Below are 16,297 nucleotides of genomic sequence, written 5' to 3'. Positions count from 1 at the left end.
CGCTGCGGTCGGGTGGTCTTCCCGCCGATGGTAACCGTGCGCAGCTGCCTCTGCCTAGGGCCGGGGGCGGCATCGTGGGAGGGTACGGGCGCATGGATCGCAAACGAGGGCGAAAGCGATCTCTGGGAGGAATCGCCGGATACGCCTATGCTGTCTCGGAGAAGGGCGGGAGGGGGACCCGGCATGGAGTTTCGCGACTATCTGGGGGTGTTGCGAGCGCGGTGGCTGGCCATCGTGCTGTGCGCCGTGCTTGCGGGAGGGATCGCCTACTGGTGGTCCGACTCCCAGCCACGCGTCTACCGCGCGTCGGCCGAGGTGCTCGTCACGCCGGTGGGCAACGTGACTGCGGACGGCCAGTCCGTCAACGTCGACCAGCGGATGTCGGTCTACACCGAGCTGGCGACGTCGGATCAGGTGGCGGCCGCCGTGGTGAAGATGGACGGCATGAACGGCACCGCGGATCAGCTGCAGGGGCGCGTCTCCGTGTCGGGATCCGCCGAGACCGCGATCATGAAGTTCACCGCGAGCGGGCGCACCCCGGAGTCGGCCCAGGAGCTGGTCAACGCCTGGATCGACGCGACGTTCCAGGTGGTGAGCGACATCGAGCGATCGTCGCTCGGGATCTCGAACCCTGCACGCGCCGTCATCAACGTGATGGTGCTCCAGCAGGCGCGCCTCCCCGTGGTGCCGGCCTCGCCCGCGATCAAGCAGAACACCGCGATCGGCGTGCTGATCGGCCTGGTGATCGGGCTCGCCTACGCCTTCACGCGCGCCGCGCTCGACCGGCGCCTGCGCTCCCGCAACGATGTGGAGCTGCAGTTCGGCGTGCCCGTGGTGGGCACGGTGCCGTGGGACGGGGCGGTCGCGAAGCGCGGCCCGCTCAACGCCGTGCCCGCGTTCGCGTTCACCGAGGCGATGCGGCAGCTGCGCACCAACCTCCAGTTCATGGACGTCGACCATCCGCCCCGCGTGCTGGTCATCACCTCGCCCGTGCCCGGCGACGGCAAGTCGACGATGTCGATCATGCTCGCGGCGGCGATCGCGGAGTCGGGGCGCGACGTGGTCCTGGTGGACGCCGACCTTCGCCGCCCGACGCTCGCCAAGGCGCTGGGCATCACGTGCGAGGCGGGGCTCACCTCGGTGCTCGCGAACCAGGCGTCGATCTCCGAGGTCATCCAGCCCGTCGGCGACTCGGGCCGCTTCAGCGTCATCACCGCGGGGGTGATCCCGCCCAACCCGTCGGAGCTGGTCGGGTCCGACACCATGCGCGCGCTGCTGTACTCGTTCCCCGAGGACACGATGGTGATCGTCGACAGCCCGCCGCTGGTGCCGGTCTCGGACGGCGCGGTGCTCGCCGCGCGCACCGATGGAGCGCTGGTGGTGGCGCGCTCAGGCGCGACCAGCTCGGACATGCTCGAGGAGGCGCTGCGCATCCTCGAGCGGGTCCAGGGCCGCGCGCTCGGCGTGATCCTCGACGGCGTCGCCCCGGTCGGGCCGCGGGTCAAGCACTACGGCTACAGCTATGGCAACGCCGCGACGCCGGGCCTGTCGACGCTCACCGCGCCGATCGCGGCGGAGGCCACCCTCTCGGAGGGCGGCGTGGCGGCAGCGACGTCGCCGCCCGAGGCGGTGCTGAGCGTCGGCGACGACCTCAACGGCCTCGTCGGGAGCGACGACGAGCTCGCGTACGGCCCGGCGCCGGACGGCGACGACCTCGCGACGGAGCATGCCGGCGAGGACGATGCGCCGGACCCCGCTGACGCCGCGCCCGAGGAGCTCCTGGGTGGCGACGGCGGCGGTCCGGGCGGCGACGCGGTCGAGGTCGCCGTCGGCGGGAGCGGCGTGGAGGACGGCGACTCGATGCGCCTCGCGCACCTGGGCCGGCTGTTCCGGTCCTAGCCAGCGCCCCGCAGCCAGGCGTCGATCTCGGCGACCGCGCCGCGGATGAGCACGTAGGACTCGTGGTAGGCGGCCTCGTCCTGGCGGTACGGGTCGGGGACGTCGTCCAGGTCGTAGCCCGCGAGCACGGCACGATGCGCGGCGACGGCACGCGGCACGTCCGCGAGCCGCTCCTCGGGCGTCGCACCCTCGAGCACCGCACCGGTGCCGGCCGCGGCGGCCAGCTCCGAGAGCGTGAAGGTGCGCTTGAGCGCCGAGGGGCCGGTCGACACGGCCAGGCGACGGTGCTCGGCGGTCATGGTGATGATGAGGTCCGCCTCGCGCATGAGGCCGTCGGTGAGCAGGCGCGCGTGGTGGCCCGCGCCGTCGATGCCGTCGCGCGCGAGCTCCGCGAGCATCGGGTCCGGGATGCCGTGGCCCACCAGCGCGTGGGTGCCGGCGCTCGCGACCGTGGCGTGCGAGCCGAGCGTGCGGGCCAGCAGCAGCTCCGTCGCAGGTGACCGGCAGATGTTGCCGGTGCACACCGTGAGAATCGTCGGCATGGTGCTCCTCGCCTCGTCGGGGACGCGGCTCGACCCCGACCCATGAGGATACCTGACCGGATGCGGTCCCAGCAGGCCCGAATCGATGCGCACCCATGTCCGAATCACCCGGTTCTGCGTATTCTCGGAGGCAGGGACGCGGGGCCGCGGCTGAGGGGCGGCGGCGACCGGCGGGACTGGGGGCACGGATGGCTGAGGGTGGGCGCAAGCGTCGGCGGCGCTGGCCGTGGATCGTCGCGGGGGTGGTGGTCGCGATCCTGGTCGCGGGCGGCCTCATGGCGGCCGATGCGTGGCGTGCGTATCAAGCGTCGGAGGACCTGTCCTCGCACTCGACGGACGCGCGCGCCGCGCTGATCGCGCGCGACGCCGACGCCTTGCGGGCCGAGGTCGGCGGGCTGCAGGACGCCGCGCATCGTCTCGAGGACGCGACCGACGGTCCCTTGTGGGCGGCGGCTGCCGTGATGCCGTGGGTGGGGGACCAGGTGCGGCCGGTGCGTGCGATGGCGGAGTCCTCGGTCGCGATCGCCGACGAGGCGCTCGCCCCGCTCGCGGAGCTGGCCGACCTCGATGCGCTGTCCGGGCCGAGCATCGTCAAGGGCCGCATCGACCCGTACCTGCTCGAGCCGGCCCGCGAGCCGCTGGGGCAGGCGGCCGCGACGCTCGTGGCCCAGGAGGAGGCGCTCGGTGCGGTGTCGCTCGCCGGGACCGAAGATTTTCTCGCGGACCAATACCGCGACGCCGCCGACCAGGTGGGGGAGATGGCGGCGCTGGTCGACGGCGCGCATCGTGCCGCGGAGCTGCTGCCGACGATGCTCGGCGGCGAGGAGCCACGCTCGTACCTGGTGATGGTGCAGAACAACGCGGAGCCGCGCGCGACGGGCGGCATCACCGGCGCGGTGGTGAAGCTCAACGTGGACGACGGCCAGATCTCGCGCGGCCGCTACGTCGCGTCGAGCGACCTCATCGCGGCGCGGACCGCGGAGCCCGTCGAGGGGCTCACCGCGGAGGAGGAGCAGACGTTCTCGGTGCAGATGGCGATGTACCCCCAGGACGTCAACTTCACCCCCGAGTTCCCGCGCGCGGCGGCGCTGGTGACGGAGTTCTGGTCGCGGAAGTACGGCGAGGACGTCGACGGCGTGCTCGCGCTCGACCCGGTGGTGCTGGGCTACCTGCTGCAGGGCGCGTCGCCCGTCGACGTGGCCGGCGTCGCGCTCGATGCGAAGACGGTCGCGCCGCTCATGCTCAACCGGGCCTACCTGGAGATCGAGGACGCCTCCGCCCAGGACGCCTTCTTCGCCGAGGCGGCCGGCGCGCTGTTCCGCGAGGTGCTGCGCGGGGCGCCGGGGCTCGGCGCGGGCATCGAGCGCGCGATCGACGAGCGCCGGCTGCTCATCTGGTCGGCGGACGATGCCGAGCAGGCCGTCCTCGCGGGCTCCGAGGTGGCCGGGGACTTCCTCGACGGCGACTCCCTGGGGGTGTTCCTCAACGACGGCTCGGGCTCCAAGATCGGCTACTACCTCGACGCGGCGGTGACGGTCACGGACCACCTGTGCACCGACGGCACGGTGGCCGGGCAGACCGTCGCGGTGTCGCTCGACCACACCTTCGACGGCGACGTCGCGGACCTGCCCGCGTATGTCGCCGGCGGCACCTTCGTGCCCGCCGGCCAGTTCGCCGCGAACCTGCTGGTGGTGCCGCCGCCGGGGCTGACGCTCGTGTCCGCGACGCTCGACGGGGAGCCGCTGCCGCTGCAGGCGGACACGGTCGAGGGCCGGACGGTCGCGACGGCGCGCGTGGAGCTCGCGCCGGGGAACGGGCTGGTCGCGCAGTACGAGCTCGAGGGTCAGGGCGGCGCGGTGGCCGCGTCGGGCGTGGTGGTGACGCCGGGGCCGCGCGCCACCGAGGTGGTCCGGGTGGACGATGCGGCGGCCGGGTGCTGAGTCCCATTCGGCATCATCCGTGGTGAATATCCCTTTTCCCCTTTTCTTCCCGTCTGTTCCGTTCTAGTCTCGCTTCAGCGGGTCCTATGGGGGCGGGCCCGCGGAGGGGGAGTCGTGACGGACTCGGTCGCGCGGCACAGCGTCGCCATCGTCGGCATCAACTATCCGCCCGAGCGGACGGGCATCGCACCGTACACCGGCGCGCTCGCGCGCGGTCTCGCGGCGCGCGGCTGCGACGTGGCGGTGACCACGGCGCAGCCGCACTACCCGGAGTGGCGCGTCCACGAGGGCTACCACCGCTGGAGCAGCGACGAGCTCGACCACGGGCTCGAGGTGCACCGGCGGCTCCACATGGTGCCCAAGCATCCGCAGGGGATCGCGCGACTCGCGTCCGAGCTCGCCTTCGGCGGGCGGGTCGCGCTCGACGGCAAGGTGGGGCACCCCTCGGTGCTGCTGCTCGTGTCGCCCGCGCTGTTCTCGACCGCGATCCTCCAGGCGCGGGCGCGGCTGCGCGACCGGCGCACGCAGGTGGTGGTGTGGGTGCAGGACCTCTACGGCAAGGGCGTGAGCGAGACCTCGGGCGGCGGTGCCGCCGAGAAGGTGATCCGCGCGGTCGAGGGGCGTGTGCTGCGCGATGCGGACCGCGTGGTGGTGATCCACCAGCACTTCAAGGACACCATCTGTCGCGAGTACGGGGTCGACCCCGAGCGCGTGAGCGTGGTGCGCAACTGGACGCACCTCGCGCCGTGCGTGCCCGCCGACCGCCGCGAGGCGCGCGCCGCGATGGGCTGGGGCGAGGAGCCTGTGGTGCTGCACGCGGGCAACATGGGCGTGAAGCAGGGGCTCGACCACGTGGTGACGGCGGCGCGGGTCGCGGCCGAGCGCGGCGCGCGGCTGCGCTTCGTGCTCGTGGGCGACGGCGGCGAACGGGCGCGCCTCGAGCGCCTCGCGGCCGGGCTGCCCAACCTCGACTTCGTCGACCCGTTGGACGACGACCTGTTCCGCAAGGCCCTCGCCGGCGCCGACGTGCTCCTGGTGCACGAGGCCCCGGGCGTGTCCGAGATGGCCGTGCCCAGCAAGCTCACGTCCTACTTCGACGCGGGCCGTCCCGTGCTCGCCGCGACCGACCCGTTCGGCATCACGGCGGCCGAGGTGCATGCGGCCGATGCCGGCGTGGTGGTGCCCTCGGGCGATCCCGAGGCGCTGGTCGCCGCGGCGCTCGACCTGGGCGGCAACCGCGTGCGCGGCGACGTGCTGGGCGCCAACGGCCGGGCCTACCGTGAGCGCGTGCTCTCGGAGACGTCCGCCGTGGACGCCTTCGCGGGTCTGCTCGGTGTCGAGGACCGGCGCAAGAACCGCTCGTCGCTGCCGTTGCCCTTCCCGGACCGCCGTCGCGGCGGTGCGCCGGTCGAGGCGCCCGCGCGGCACGAGCCGCGCGTGGCGTAGCGCCGGGCGGCGGGCCCGTGGGCCCGCGCCTCAGCCGCGCAGGCTCGCCGCGTGCTCCTGGTACCAGGCGTAGGTGCGGCGCAGGCCCTCCTCGAGGGGGATCTGCGCGGTCCACCCGAGCGAGGTGAGCAGCGACACGTCGAGCAGCTTCTGCGGGGTGCCGTCGGGCTTGGAGGTGTCCCACTCGGTGGCGCCGGTGTAGCCGGTCACTGTCGCGATGGTCTCGGCGATCTCGCGGATGGTGACGTCGGTGCCCGTGCCCACGTTGACCTGCGACGGGCCGTCGTAGTGCTCGAGCAGGTGGAGGCATGCATCGGCCATGTCGTCGCTGTGGAGGAACTCGCGTCGCGGCGTGCCCGTGCCCCAGTTGGTGACGGTGGTCGCGCCGGATCGGGCGGCCTCGTCGTAGCGGCGGATGAGCGCGGGGAGGACGTGGGAGCCCTGCGGTGAGAAGTTGTCGTGCGGCCCGTAGAGGTTGGTGGGCATCGCGGAGATCCACGCCTTGCCGTGCTGGCGGCGCGCGGCCTGGATGTGGAGGATGCCGGCGATCTTCGCGATCGCGTACGCGTCGTTGGTCGGCTCGAGGTGGCCCGTGAGCAGTGCGTCCTCGGGGATGGGCTGCGGGGCGTGCTTGGGGTAGATGCAGCTCGAGCCCAGGAACAGCAGCCGCTCGACGTCGTGGGCCAGCGCCGCGTCGATGACGTTGGTCTGGATGCGAATGTTGTCGCTGAGGAAGTCGACCGGATAGGTGCTGTTCGCGAGGATGCCGCCCACCTTCGCGGCGGCGAGCACCACGTAGCGCGGCTTGGTCTCGGCGAAGTAGGCGAAGGTCGCCTCGCGGTCCTTGAGGTCCAGCTCCGCCGAGGTCCGTCCCACCACGTTGGTGAAGCCGGCCCGTTCGAGCCGACGCACGATGGCCGAGCCGACCAGCCCGCGGTGGCCCGCGACGTAGAACGTCGCGGTGCGGTCGAGCGGCGCCGGAGTATACTCGACGCTGTCGGGCGCGGTCACTTCGCGACCTTGATGGTGTCGTCCGTGGTCCACGAGGCGAGGTCCACGGTGTCGATCCAGTCGCCGCCCTTCTCGAGGGCCTCGATGTCGGCGTCGACCATGAGCTTCGCGAGCTCCTTGCCGTCGATGGTCGGGGTCCAGCCGAGCTTGTCCGCGGCCTTGGACGGGTCCCCGATCAGGGCGTCGACCTCGGTGGGGCGCAGGTAGCGCTCGTCGAACTTCACGAACTCCTGCCAGTCGAGCCCGGCGTGGCCGAACGACGTCTCGAGGAAGTCCTTGATCGTGTACCCCGTGCCCGTGGCGAGCACGAAGTCCTCGGGCTCGTCGACTTGCAGCATGCGCCACATGCCCTCGACGTACTCGGCCGCGTAGCCCCAGTCCCGGATCGAGTCGAGGTTGCCCAGGTAGATGTCCTTCTGCACGCCGGCCTTGATGCGCGCCACCGTGCGGGTGATCTTGCGCGTCACGAAGGTCTCGCCGCGGCGCGGGGACTCGTGGTTGAACAGGATGCCGTTGACGGCGAACAGGTCGTAGGCCTCGCGGTAGTTCTTGGTGATCCAGTAGCTGTAGAGCTTGGCCGCCGCGTACGGCGAGCGCGGGTAGAACGGCGTGGTCTCGCTCTGCGGCGGCGGCGTCGCACCGTACAGCTCCGACGTCGACGCCTGGTAGAAGCGCGTCTGGATGCCGGAGAGGCGCACGGCCTCGAGGAGGCGGATCGTGCCGGTGCCGGTGGTGTCGGCGGTGTGCTCGGGCTCGTCGAAGCTCACGCGCACATGCGACTGGGCGGCGAGGTTGTAGACCTCATCGGGGTTGATGGTGGCGAGCAGCGTCACCATGCGGGCGCCGTCCGAGAGGTCTCCGTAGTGGAGGAAGAGCTTCGCGTTGGGCTCGTGCGGGTCCAGATACAGGTGGTCGATGCGATGCGTGTTGAACGTGGACGCGCGCCGGATCAACCCGTGCACCTCGTAGCCCTTGGCGAGCAGCAGCTCCGCCAGGTACGAGCCGTCCTGACCCGTGATGCCGGTGATGAAGGCAACCTTGCTCATTGAATCGTCCCCCCTTGTAGCCAGATTCGTGATGAGACAGATGACCGTGACGAAGGAGCTCAGCACTGCGCGGGTGAAACGTCGCGCATGTCCCGGTAATCGCAGAGTAGTGCAGGTTCATCGACGGTCGAGAGGGGCATCGTGCGCCTGCTGCGCCACACCCGCCGTGTCGCCGACGGAGATCCACCCCGCGACCGTCGACACCATGTCCCGGATGATGCGGTAGCTCGCCTGATACTCGGCGGCCTTGCCTCCGTACGGGTCGGGGATATCGCCGGAGCGCGACCCGACCATGTCCTGCAGGTGGTGCGCGCCCATCGCGGGCACGCGCGCGATCCGCTCCGCGACGCTCTCGCCAGGCGGGGGCGGCACCGCCTGCGCGAGCGCCGCGAGGTGGCCCAGCACGAAGGTCCGCTCGCTCGCGTCGGGCGTCATGAGCGCGACGTACTGCCGCTGGCGCTGCGCCATGGGGATGATGAGGTCCGCGCGGTCGACCATGGCCCGCGTGATCCTGCGGGCACGATGCGCGCGGCCGTCGAGGCCGTTCGCGCGCAGCTCCTTGCGCATCTGGCGGGGGATGGCGTCGCCCTCGTTGGCGGCCGTGCCTGCGCTGATGACCTCGACCTGGTCGGGAAGGTGGGTCTGGAGGAGCAGGGCGGCGGCGGGGGAGCGGCACAGATTGCCGCTGCACACCATCAGCACGGTCGCCACTGGACACCCTCCTGGCGACGCGCCGGGGTGGCGTCGCCGTTCGCCACATTGCCGGCATGGTCATCTTTGCAGGCAATTTGCCAAAGCGAAAGGGTCTGGCGCCTTCCTCTCGGCAAGGCGCCAGACCCTTGGGGTTCGTTGCTAGCCGACCAGTGCGAGGGAAGGCTCGTGCGGCTGAGTCAGCAGCCGGCGCAGGTACTCGCCATAGCCAGACTTGGCATAGGTGTCGGCGCTTTCCAGCAGGCCCTCGTCGCTCAGGAACCCGCGGTGCCACGCCGCCTCTTCCGGGGAGCCGATGATGAGGCCCTGGCGGTGCTGGACCGTGTGGACGAACTGCGTGGCCTCGAGCAGCGATTCGAAGGTGCCGGTGTCGAGCCAGGCGGTCCCGCGGTGAAGCACCTCGACGGCGAGCCGTCCCTGCTCCATGTAGGTGCGGTTGACGTCGGTGATCTCGTACTCGCCGCGCGCGCTCGGCTTGAGATTGCGAGCGATCTCGACCACGTCGTTGTCGTAGAAGTAGAGGCCGGGAACCGCATAGTTCGACCGCGGCGCGGCAGGCTTCTCCTCGAGCGAGATCGCGCGGCCGCGCGAGTCGAACTCGACCACGCCGTACGCCGTCGGGTCCGCCACCCACGCGGCGAAGACCGCGGCACCCTTGATGTGGTCGAAGCGCGTGAGCTTCGACCCGAGGCCCGGACCGTAGAAGATGTTGTCGCCGAGCACCAGCGCGACCGAGCCGTCCCCGATGAAGTCCGCACCGAGCACGAACGCCTGAGCGAGCCCGTTCGGCTGCTCCTGGACGGTGTACGAGATGGAGATGCCGAACTGCGAGCCGTCGCCGAGGAGACGCTTGAAGGCGTCGGCGTCGTGCGGCGTCGTGATGATCAGCACCTCGTCGATGCCCGCGAGGATGAGCGTCGACAGGGGGTAGTAGATCATCGGCTTGTCATAGACGGGGACCAGCTGCTTGCTGGTCCCGAGCGTGATCGGGTGAAGCCGCGTGCCTGAACCGCCAGCGAGGATGATGCCCTTCATCTGTCGCTCCCTATCGTCCGAGTCGCTGATACTTGAGTTCGGTCTCGAGCTTCTGCGCGCGCCACCAGGGCTCGTTGTCGCGGTACCAGGCGATGGTTGCGGCAAGCCCGGCGCGGAAGTCTCCGTAGAGCGGCGCCCAGCCCAGCTCGTCACGCAGCTTGGTGGCGTCGATGGCGTAGCGGAGGTCGTGCCCGGGACGGTCGGCGACGTGCTCGTAGTCGTCGGGCGCGTGGCCCATGAGCTCGAGGACGGTTTCGATGACCGTCTTGTTGTCGACCTCGCCGTCGGCGCCGATGAGGTAGGTCTCACCCGCACGCCCCTTCTCGAGGATCGCCCAGACCGCGCGGTTGTGGTCGTCGACGTGGATCCAGTCGCGGACGTTCAGCCCCGCGCCGTAGAGCTTCGGCTTGACGCCGTCGATGAGGTTGGTGATCTGGCGGGGGATGAACTTCTCGACGTGTTGGAACGGCCCGTAGTTGTTCGAGCAGTTCGAGATGGTCGCCTCGAGCCCGAAGGATCGCACCCACGCGCGGACCATGAGGTCCGAGCCGGCCTTGGTCGACGAGTACGGCGACGAGGGGTTGTACGGCGTGTCCGGGGTGAACTTGTCCGGGGTGCCCAGCGGGAGGTCGCCGTAGACCTCGTCGGTGCTCACATGATGGAAGCGCACGCCGTGCCGTCGCGCGGCCTCCAGCAGCTGGAACGTGCCGATGAGGTTCGTCTGAACGAACGGCGTCGGGTCATCCAGCGAGTTGTCGTTGTGGGACTCGGCCGCGAAGTGGACCACCGCATCGTGCTCGCGCACCAGGGAATCGACCAGCTCAGCGTCCGCGACGTCGCCCTTCACCAGGGTGGCTCGCGGATCCTGAGGAACCGACGCCGTGTTGCCTGCATAGGTGAGCAGGTCCAGCACCGTCACCGACACCTCGGGCCGCATCTCGAGCGACAGGCGCACGAAGTTCGCACCGATGAACCCGGCCCCACCCGTGACCAGGAGCCTCATCGCGCGACCTCCGCACCGGCGCAGGCCATGGCGTCGGCGAAGCTCGGCAGGAAGCCCCGTGCCGATGCCTCCGCAAGCGTCGCAGCGGAGGCGTCCTTCGGTGAGAGCTGGAAGGTCAGAGCCTCGCCGTTGCGTCCGACGGTCGGCCACTCGATGCCGATCGCGGGATCGAGCGGGTTGATCTCGTGCTCGCGCTCGGGAGCGTACGGAGTGGAGCAGAGGTACATGACGGTGGAGCCGTCCTCGAGTGAGAGGAATGCGTGGCCCAGGCCCTCGGAGATGTAGATCGCCTTGCGGGACATGTCATCGAGAAGGACAGAGTCCCACTGGCCGAAGGTGGGCGAGCCCTCTCGCAGGTCCACGACGACGTCGAGCACGGCGCCCTTCGCGCAGGTGACGTACTTCGCCTGGCCCGGAGGCACATCTGCGAAGTGGATGCCTCGCATCACGCCAGCGGCCGAGACGGAGCAGTTCGCCTGCGCAAGCGGAAGCTCCTTGCCCACGCTTGCGGCGAAATGTCCGTCCTTGTACCATTCGAGAAAGATGCCGCGTTCGTCGCCAAAGTGGCGCGTGGTTATCTCCCACGCGCCATCGATGGATAGCGCTCGATAGCTCATCGTGCCCCTCAGCAGATTGATGTGCGCACATTCTAGCCGCTCGCCTACACTGCCTGACCATGCGTGTTGAGGGACAGACGTGGGTAGTGGTAGGCGCGTACGGCATGCTCGGCGTCGACATGGTCGAGGTCGCGAGCGATGGCGGCGCGACCGTGGTTCGCCTGGGGCGCGACGATGCCGACATCACCGACGTCGATTCGCTTCGCGCAGCGGTGCCCGAGTGCGACGTCATCGTCAACTGCGCTGCCTACACGGCGGTGGACCAGGCCGAGGAAGATGAGGCCTCTGCCCACGGCGTGAACGCGGACGGTGCAGCAAACGTCGCTCAGGTCGCGATCGAGCGTGGTGCCCGTCTGGTCCACGTCTCCACGGACTATGTCTTCGCGGGCGATGCCGATGCGCCGTACGGCGAGGATGCTGCGCGCGCGCCGCTCTCGGCCTACGGTCGCACCAAGGCCGCCGGTGAGGTCGCTGTCGAAGCGAGCGGGGCGGATGCCCTGGTCGTGCGGACCGCCTGGCTCTACGGCGCGCATGGTGCCTGCTTTCCGAAGACGATTGCGCGCGTGGCTGCGGAGCGCGGACAACTCAAGGTTGTCGACGACCAGGTTGGTCAACCGACGTGGACGCGAGACCTCGCCGAGTTCATCGTGGGATTGCTGGCGGCCGGCGCCCCCGCGGGCATCTATCACGGCACCTCGAGCGGGCAGACCTCGTGGTTCGGCTTCGCCGATGCCATCGTCGCGGCCAGCGGCGTGCCCTCCACGGTTGAGCCGACGGACTCGACGGCGTTCGTGAGGCCCGCGCCGCGTCCCGCCTGGTCGGTGCTCGGACACCGCGCGAGCCTGCAGGCGGGCGTCGCCCCTATCGGTGACTGGCGCGAGCGCTGGGATATTGCCGCATCGTCGGTGCTCGACGCTCGATGACGCGCCGTCATGCCTCGTCCATCCGCCCTCGCCGCGTCTGGCCGTGGGTGGTCGCGGGCGCCGTCGGGGTGGCGATGATCGGGGCCGCGGCGTTCGTCTGGGACGGGCTCCAGCTGCTCCACTCGAAGGATGCCCTCACCGAGAACGCCGCCGCCGCGAAGGACGCGCTCACGGACGGCGACCCGCAGGCCCTCACCGTCGCAGTCGACGATCTCGAGACGGCGGCGCGCGACTTCGCGGGTGCCACCGACGGCCCGCACTGGTGGATCGCGTCGCAGATCCCGTGGGTCAAGGACCAGGCGCGGCCCCTGGTGGCGGCTGGCCGCGCGGTCGAGGCGCTTGCCGCCGACGCGCTCGCGCCGCTTGCGGCGATGGACAACCTCGACGCGCTCGCGGTGCCCGGCTTCGAGGACGGCCGCATCGACCCCTACACGCTCGAGCCGTACCGCGCCGCGCTCGCGCAGGCGTCCATGACGCTCGAGGCGCAGGACGATGCGTTGGCCGCCGTCGACCTGTCGCGCACCCGCGACGAGGTCGCCGAGCCCTTCCAAGACCTCCGCGCGCAGCTCGCCACTGTTGGCGACCTGGTCGAGGGCGGGCACGTCGCGGCGGAGCTCCTGCCGACGATGCTGGGCGGCGAGGGCGCGCGCACGTACCTGGTGATGGTGCAGAACAACGCGGAGCCGCGCGCGACGGGCGGCATCCCCGGCGCGGTCATCTCGCTTGCCGTCGACGACGGGCGCATGGAGATGAGCACGTACTCGTCGGCGGGCCCTCTCACCAAACCCGAGGGCGTCGGAGGCCTCACCGACGACGAGGCCCGCATCTTCGGCGACCTCATGGAGATCTACCCCCAGGACGTCACGTTCACCCCCGAGTATCCGCGTGCGGCCGAGCAGATGACACGCTTCTGGGCGGCCGAGTACGGCACCGAGGTCGACGGCGTCATCTCTGTGGACCCGGTCGCGCTCGGTTGGATGCTCGAGGGCGCCGACCCCGTCGAGGTGGGGCCGTTCTCGATCACGGGCGACAACCTCGCCCAGGTCATGCTCAACGAGTCCTACCTCGAGTACCCGGACCCGCAGGACCAGGACGCGTTCTTCGGCCGCGCCTCGTCTGAGCTGTTCGGGCGCATCGTCTCCGGCGACGGCACCGCCCTGGAGGGCGTCGAGAGGTCCATCGAAGCCGGCCGCTTCATGGTGTGGTCCGCGCACGAGGACGAGCAGGATCTCCTTGACCGCACCGCGATCGCCGGTGCCTTCCTCGAGCGGGACGATGCGGTGGGCGTGTTCGTCAACGACGGCAGCGAGTCGAAGATCGGCTACTACGTCGACGTCGAGACGACGTTGACCAACCGGATGTGCACCGACGGATCGCTCGCGGGACAGACGGTCGACGTGACGCTCACGCATACGTTCGACGGCGATGTCTCAGCGCTTCCTTGGTATGTGAGCGGTGGCGGGAACAAGGTGCCCGAGGGGGAATTCGCGGGCAATGTGCTCGTCTTTCCCGCGGTGGGAACCGGCGTGACGAATCTCACTGTCGATGGTGGGACCTCCGGCCTGGCTCCCGAGATTCTCGATGGCCGGGCCATGAGCGAGGTTTGGGTGGAATTGGCCCCTGGGCAAACCCGGACACTCTCCTACGAAGTGGACGCGCTCGCCTCCGGGCTGCTCGCATCCGATCTGGTGGTCACTCCGGGAGCGAAACCTAATGTTTACGCAACCCGTGCCGAATACCTGGTAGACGGCTGTTAACCTATCCACCGTCTAGCAACCGGTCGCCGCTGAGGGCACCGAATGATCTGGGAGGCTCATTAATGAAGTTCCGTACCCTTGCGACCACCGCCATCGCCGCGGGCGCGCTCGCCCTTGCCCCGACCGCCGCGTTCGCCTACGGCGAGTCCGCTGGTGACATCACGGCCCCCGGCACCCTCACGGCAGGCGGCACCACGACCGTCGGCGTCTACGGCAACGAGTTCGACGTCGTGTACATCACCATCACCATCGCGGGCCACACCTTCAAGATCGGGCACCCGTACCCGATCGTCGCCGGCACGGTGACCTCGGAGTCCTACACCATCGCTGAGGGCGAAGTGGGCGCGAACTTCGATGTCGAGATCCCCGAGGACGCGACCGGCACCGTCGGCATCACCTCGTACGTCAACGGCGAGGTCGTCGACACCGCGACCATCGAGCTCGCCACGGACGCCGCCGCGGCTGACGAGCTGTCGAGCACCGGCTTCGAGAACGGCGGCCTCGTCGCGGGCGCGGGCGTGCTGCTCGTCGCCGGCGCGGGCGCCGTCACCATCGCGGCCCGTCGCCGCGCGGGTGCCAACGCGTAACTCGCACCAGCCTCACGAGGCCCTCTCCCGCCTTGGCGGGAGAGGGCCTCGTTGCTTGTGAGGTGCATTCCTCCACTCGCCCTCCTCGGCCCGCCGCTTCGATCCCACTGCGTAGGCATCCGTGTGACCGACGCATGGGCCGGCATTCGGCAGAGACCAGGCCAGACAGCCGGTCGCAGCCTGCCCAAGGCGCGGGTGCGTGACCTCAGAAGTGAGCAGCGAAGAGGAAAGGCGCCCCACCGATGACGGTGAGGCGCCTCTCCTCGTGGCGTAGCTCCGCGGGTCAGCCCGCGTTCGCGGCCTCCGCATAGGTATAGGAGTAGCCGTAGCGCCCGTAGCCGTAGGCGTCCGGACCCTTTGTCGGGAGCATGGTGAGCACCACCCCGGAGAGTGGCGCGCCCACGGTCTCGAGGGACTGGATGGCACTGACGACCTGCGGCGCGTGCGCGCGACCCGCGGCGACGATGAGCACGGTGCCGCCCACCAGACGCGCCAGGACTGCGGCGTCCGTGACGGGGAGCAGCGGGGGTGCGTCGTAGAGCACCACGTCGAATTCGCTGTCGAGGCGCTGGATGAGCGACTCCATGAGCGAACTGCCGAGGAGTTCCGAAGGGTTCGGTGGGATGGCGCCGGCAGGAAGGACGAACAGCTCGCTGCGGCCCCAACGCTGTACGGCGGTCTCAAGGTCGACGCGCCCGATAAGGACGTCGGTGAGGCCCACCGCGCTCTCCACCCCCATGTAGGAACCCGCCTTGGGGCGGCGCAGGTCGGCGCCCACGAGCAGGACTCGTGCGCCTGCGTCCGCAAGCGTGATCGCAAGGTTGGCGGTGGTGGTGGACTTGCCCTCGGACTGGATCGAGGAGGTCACCACGAAGGAGCGCTCGGCGCGGCCGGCGTCGAGGAACTGGAGGTTGGTGCGCAGCGTGCGGAAGGACTCGGCGCGAGGGCTCATGGAGTCCTCGTGGACGATGAGCGGGCGCTGCTTGGCCTTGGGATCGAAAACGATGCCGCCGAGCACGGGAGCGTCGGTGATGCGCTCGATGTCGCGTTCGTTGCGGATCTTGGTGTCGAGCGTCGCGCGGAGCAGCGCGAAGCCGACGCCGGCCGCAAGGCCGAGGATCACGCCCAGCGCGGCGTTGAGCGGGCGCTTGGGCGACGTCGCATTGGTCGAGACCTCTGCCTCCTGAACGACCGAGAGTCGCACGGGAGAACCTTCGATCGGGTCGGTGGTCTCGATATCCTCCACGGTCACGATGAGCTGCTCAGCGGTGGCCGTAGCCAGTGTGGCGGCGAAGACGGGGTCCTCGTCGTTCACTGTGACATTGATCACGGTCGTGTTGAGGGGCGTCGAGGCAGAAACCTGATCACGGAGCTGCGCAACGGAGCGCGGAAGCGCGAGGTCGGTGATGACCGGCTGGAGGACGGCCGAGGTGGTCACGAGGTCGGCGTAAGTCTTGACGCGCTGCTGGGTGAACGAGTTGCCCTGAGCAAGATCTGAGACGTTGGCGGAGTTGCTCGTCGACACGAATACCTTGGCAGATGCCGTGTACGTGGGGGTCGCAAGGTACGAGTAGCCGATGCCGGCACCCGCGCCCAGTAGCGTGAGCACGATGATCGCGATCCAGTACTTGCGCAGGATGCGAAGGTAGTCCTGAAGTTCCACAGCTCTCCTCTGGCCTGCGCACCCCCGGCGCCGCCGCGAGCATTCTTCCACGTATACAAGGCGGGGCCACGCGGCGCGGCGCGGATGTCCGTCGGTGGCCAGCCTCGCGGGTACCCT

At 70.0% G+C, this 16,297-nt stretch carries 14 protein-coding genes; 6 read left to right on the top strand and 8 right to left on the bottom strand.

The window, feature by feature from the left end; all coding sequences use genetic code 11:
* The first annotated feature begins 183 nt into the window (after positions 1-183).
* A complete protein-coding gene (locus AOM09_RS10560; RefSeq protein ID WP_062387965.1) occupies positions 184-1,899 on the top strand; it encodes a tyrosine-protein kinase domain-containing protein in 1,716 nt (571 codons plus the stop codon).
* Here the strand turns inward: AOM09_RS10560 and AOM09_RS10555 are convergent.
* Entirely contained in the window at positions 1,896-2,441 is a 546-nt protein-coding gene (locus AOM09_RS10555; RefSeq protein WP_062387962.1) for an arsenate reductase/protein-tyrosine-phosphatase family protein, read from the bottom strand. The genes AOM09_RS10560 and AOM09_RS10555 overlap by 4 nt on opposite strands.
* A 188-nt stretch (positions 2,442-2,629) precedes the next feature.
* On the opposite strand from AOM09_RS10555, the gene AOM09_RS10550 reads away from it, so the two are divergent.
* Together AOM09_RS10550 and AOM09_RS10545 are read left to right on the top strand one after the other, a co-directional pair.
* The gene (locus AOM09_RS10550; RefSeq protein WP_156162337.1) at positions 2,630-4,381 is read left to right on the top strand and encodes a DUF4012 domain-containing protein; all 1,752 of its coding nucleotides are present in this window, start codon (positions 2,630-2,632) and stop codon (positions 4,379-4,381) included.
* A 114-nt stretch (positions 4,382-4,495) separates the two neighbouring features.
* Entirely contained in the window at positions 4,496-5,827 is a 1,332-nt protein-coding gene (locus tag AOM09_RS10545; RefSeq protein WP_082099036.1) for a glycosyltransferase, read from the top strand.
* Between the two features lie 30 nt (positions 5,828-5,857).
* On the opposite strand, the gene AOM09_RS10540 is transcribed toward AOM09_RS10545, so the two are convergent.
* The 6 genes from AOM09_RS10540 to AOM09_RS10515 form a co-directional block, all read right to left on the bottom strand.
* Positions 5,858-6,838 (bottom strand): GDP-L-fucose synthase family protein, encoded by a 981-nt coding sequence (locus tag AOM09_RS10540; protein WP_062387956.1) that lies wholly within the window; start codon positions 6,836-6,838, stop codon positions 5,858-5,860.
* A complete protein-coding gene (gmd, locus tag AOM09_RS10535; RefSeq protein ID WP_062387953.1) occupies positions 6,835-7,884 on the bottom strand; it encodes a GDP-mannose 4,6-dehydratase in 1,050 nt (349 codons plus the stop codon). Before gmd ends, AOM09_RS10540 begins: the two co-directional genes overlap by 4 nt.
* Positions 7,885-8,001: 117 nt before the next feature.
* Complete coding sequence (locus AOM09_RS10530; protein ID WP_062387950.1) at positions 8,002-8,595, bottom strand: arsenate reductase/protein-tyrosine-phosphatase family protein; 594 nt, start codon at positions 8,593-8,595, stop codon at positions 8,002-8,004.
* 141 nt (positions 8,596-8,736) lie between these two features.
* Complete coding sequence (rfbA, locus tag AOM09_RS10525) at positions 8,737-9,630, bottom strand: glucose-1-phosphate thymidylyltransferase RfbA (RefSeq protein WP_062387947.1); 894 nt, start codon at positions 9,628-9,630, stop codon at positions 8,737-8,739.
* A gap of 10 nt (positions 9,631-9,640) precedes the next feature.
* Positions 9,641-10,633: a dTDP-glucose 4,6-dehydratase gene (gene rfbB / locus AOM09_RS10520; RefSeq protein ID WP_062387945.1), complete on the bottom strand. Its 993-nt coding sequence runs from the start codon at positions 10,631-10,633 to the stop codon at positions 9,641-9,643.
* Positions 10,630-11,250, bottom strand: coding sequence for a dTDP-4-dehydrorhamnose 3,5-epimerase family protein (locus tag AOM09_RS10515; RefSeq protein WP_062387942.1), 621 nt, complete (start codon positions 11,248-11,250; stop codon positions 10,630-10,632). The genes rfbB and AOM09_RS10515 overlap by 4 nt, the downstream gene beginning before the upstream one ends.
* A gap of 59 nt (positions 11,251-11,309) precedes the next feature.
* On the opposite strand from AOM09_RS10515, the gene rfbD reads away from it, so the two are divergent.
* From rfbD to AOM09_RS10500, 3 genes are all read left to right on the top strand, one after another.
* The gene (gene rfbD, locus AOM09_RS10510) at positions 11,310-12,173 is read left to right on the top strand and encodes a dTDP-4-dehydrorhamnose reductase (RefSeq protein WP_062387938.1); all 864 of its coding nucleotides are present in this window, start codon (positions 11,310-11,312) and stop codon (positions 12,171-12,173) included.
* Positions 12,170-13,930 (top strand): DUF4012 domain-containing protein, encoded by a 1,761-nt coding sequence (locus tag AOM09_RS10505; protein WP_062387935.1) that lies wholly within the window; start codon positions 12,170-12,172, stop codon positions 13,928-13,930. The genes rfbD and AOM09_RS10505 overlap by 4 nt, the downstream gene beginning before the upstream one ends.
* A gap of 62 nt (positions 13,931-13,992) precedes the next feature.
* Positions 13,993-14,517, top strand: coding sequence for a hypothetical protein (locus AOM09_RS10500; protein ID WP_062387932.1), 525 nt, complete (start codon positions 13,993-13,995; stop codon positions 14,515-14,517).
* Positions 14,518-14,800: 283 nt separating this feature from the next.
* Here AOM09_RS10500 and AOM09_RS10495 read toward each other — a convergent pair whose 3' ends face one another.
* Entirely contained in the window at positions 14,801-16,180 is a 1,380-nt protein-coding gene (locus AOM09_RS10495; protein WP_062387928.1) for a tyrosine-protein kinase domain-containing protein, read from the bottom strand.
* Positions 16,181-16,297: the final 117 nt, after the last annotated feature.

The organism is Demequina iriomotensis (assembly GCF_000971395.1).
Taxonomy (GTDB): domain Bacteria; phylum Actinomycetota; class Actinomycetes; order Actinomycetales; family Demequinaceae; genus Demequina; species Demequina iriomotensis.
The sequence above is the reverse complement of the archived record's forward strand: the minus strand, read 5'-3'. Positions and strand labels throughout refer to the sequence as shown.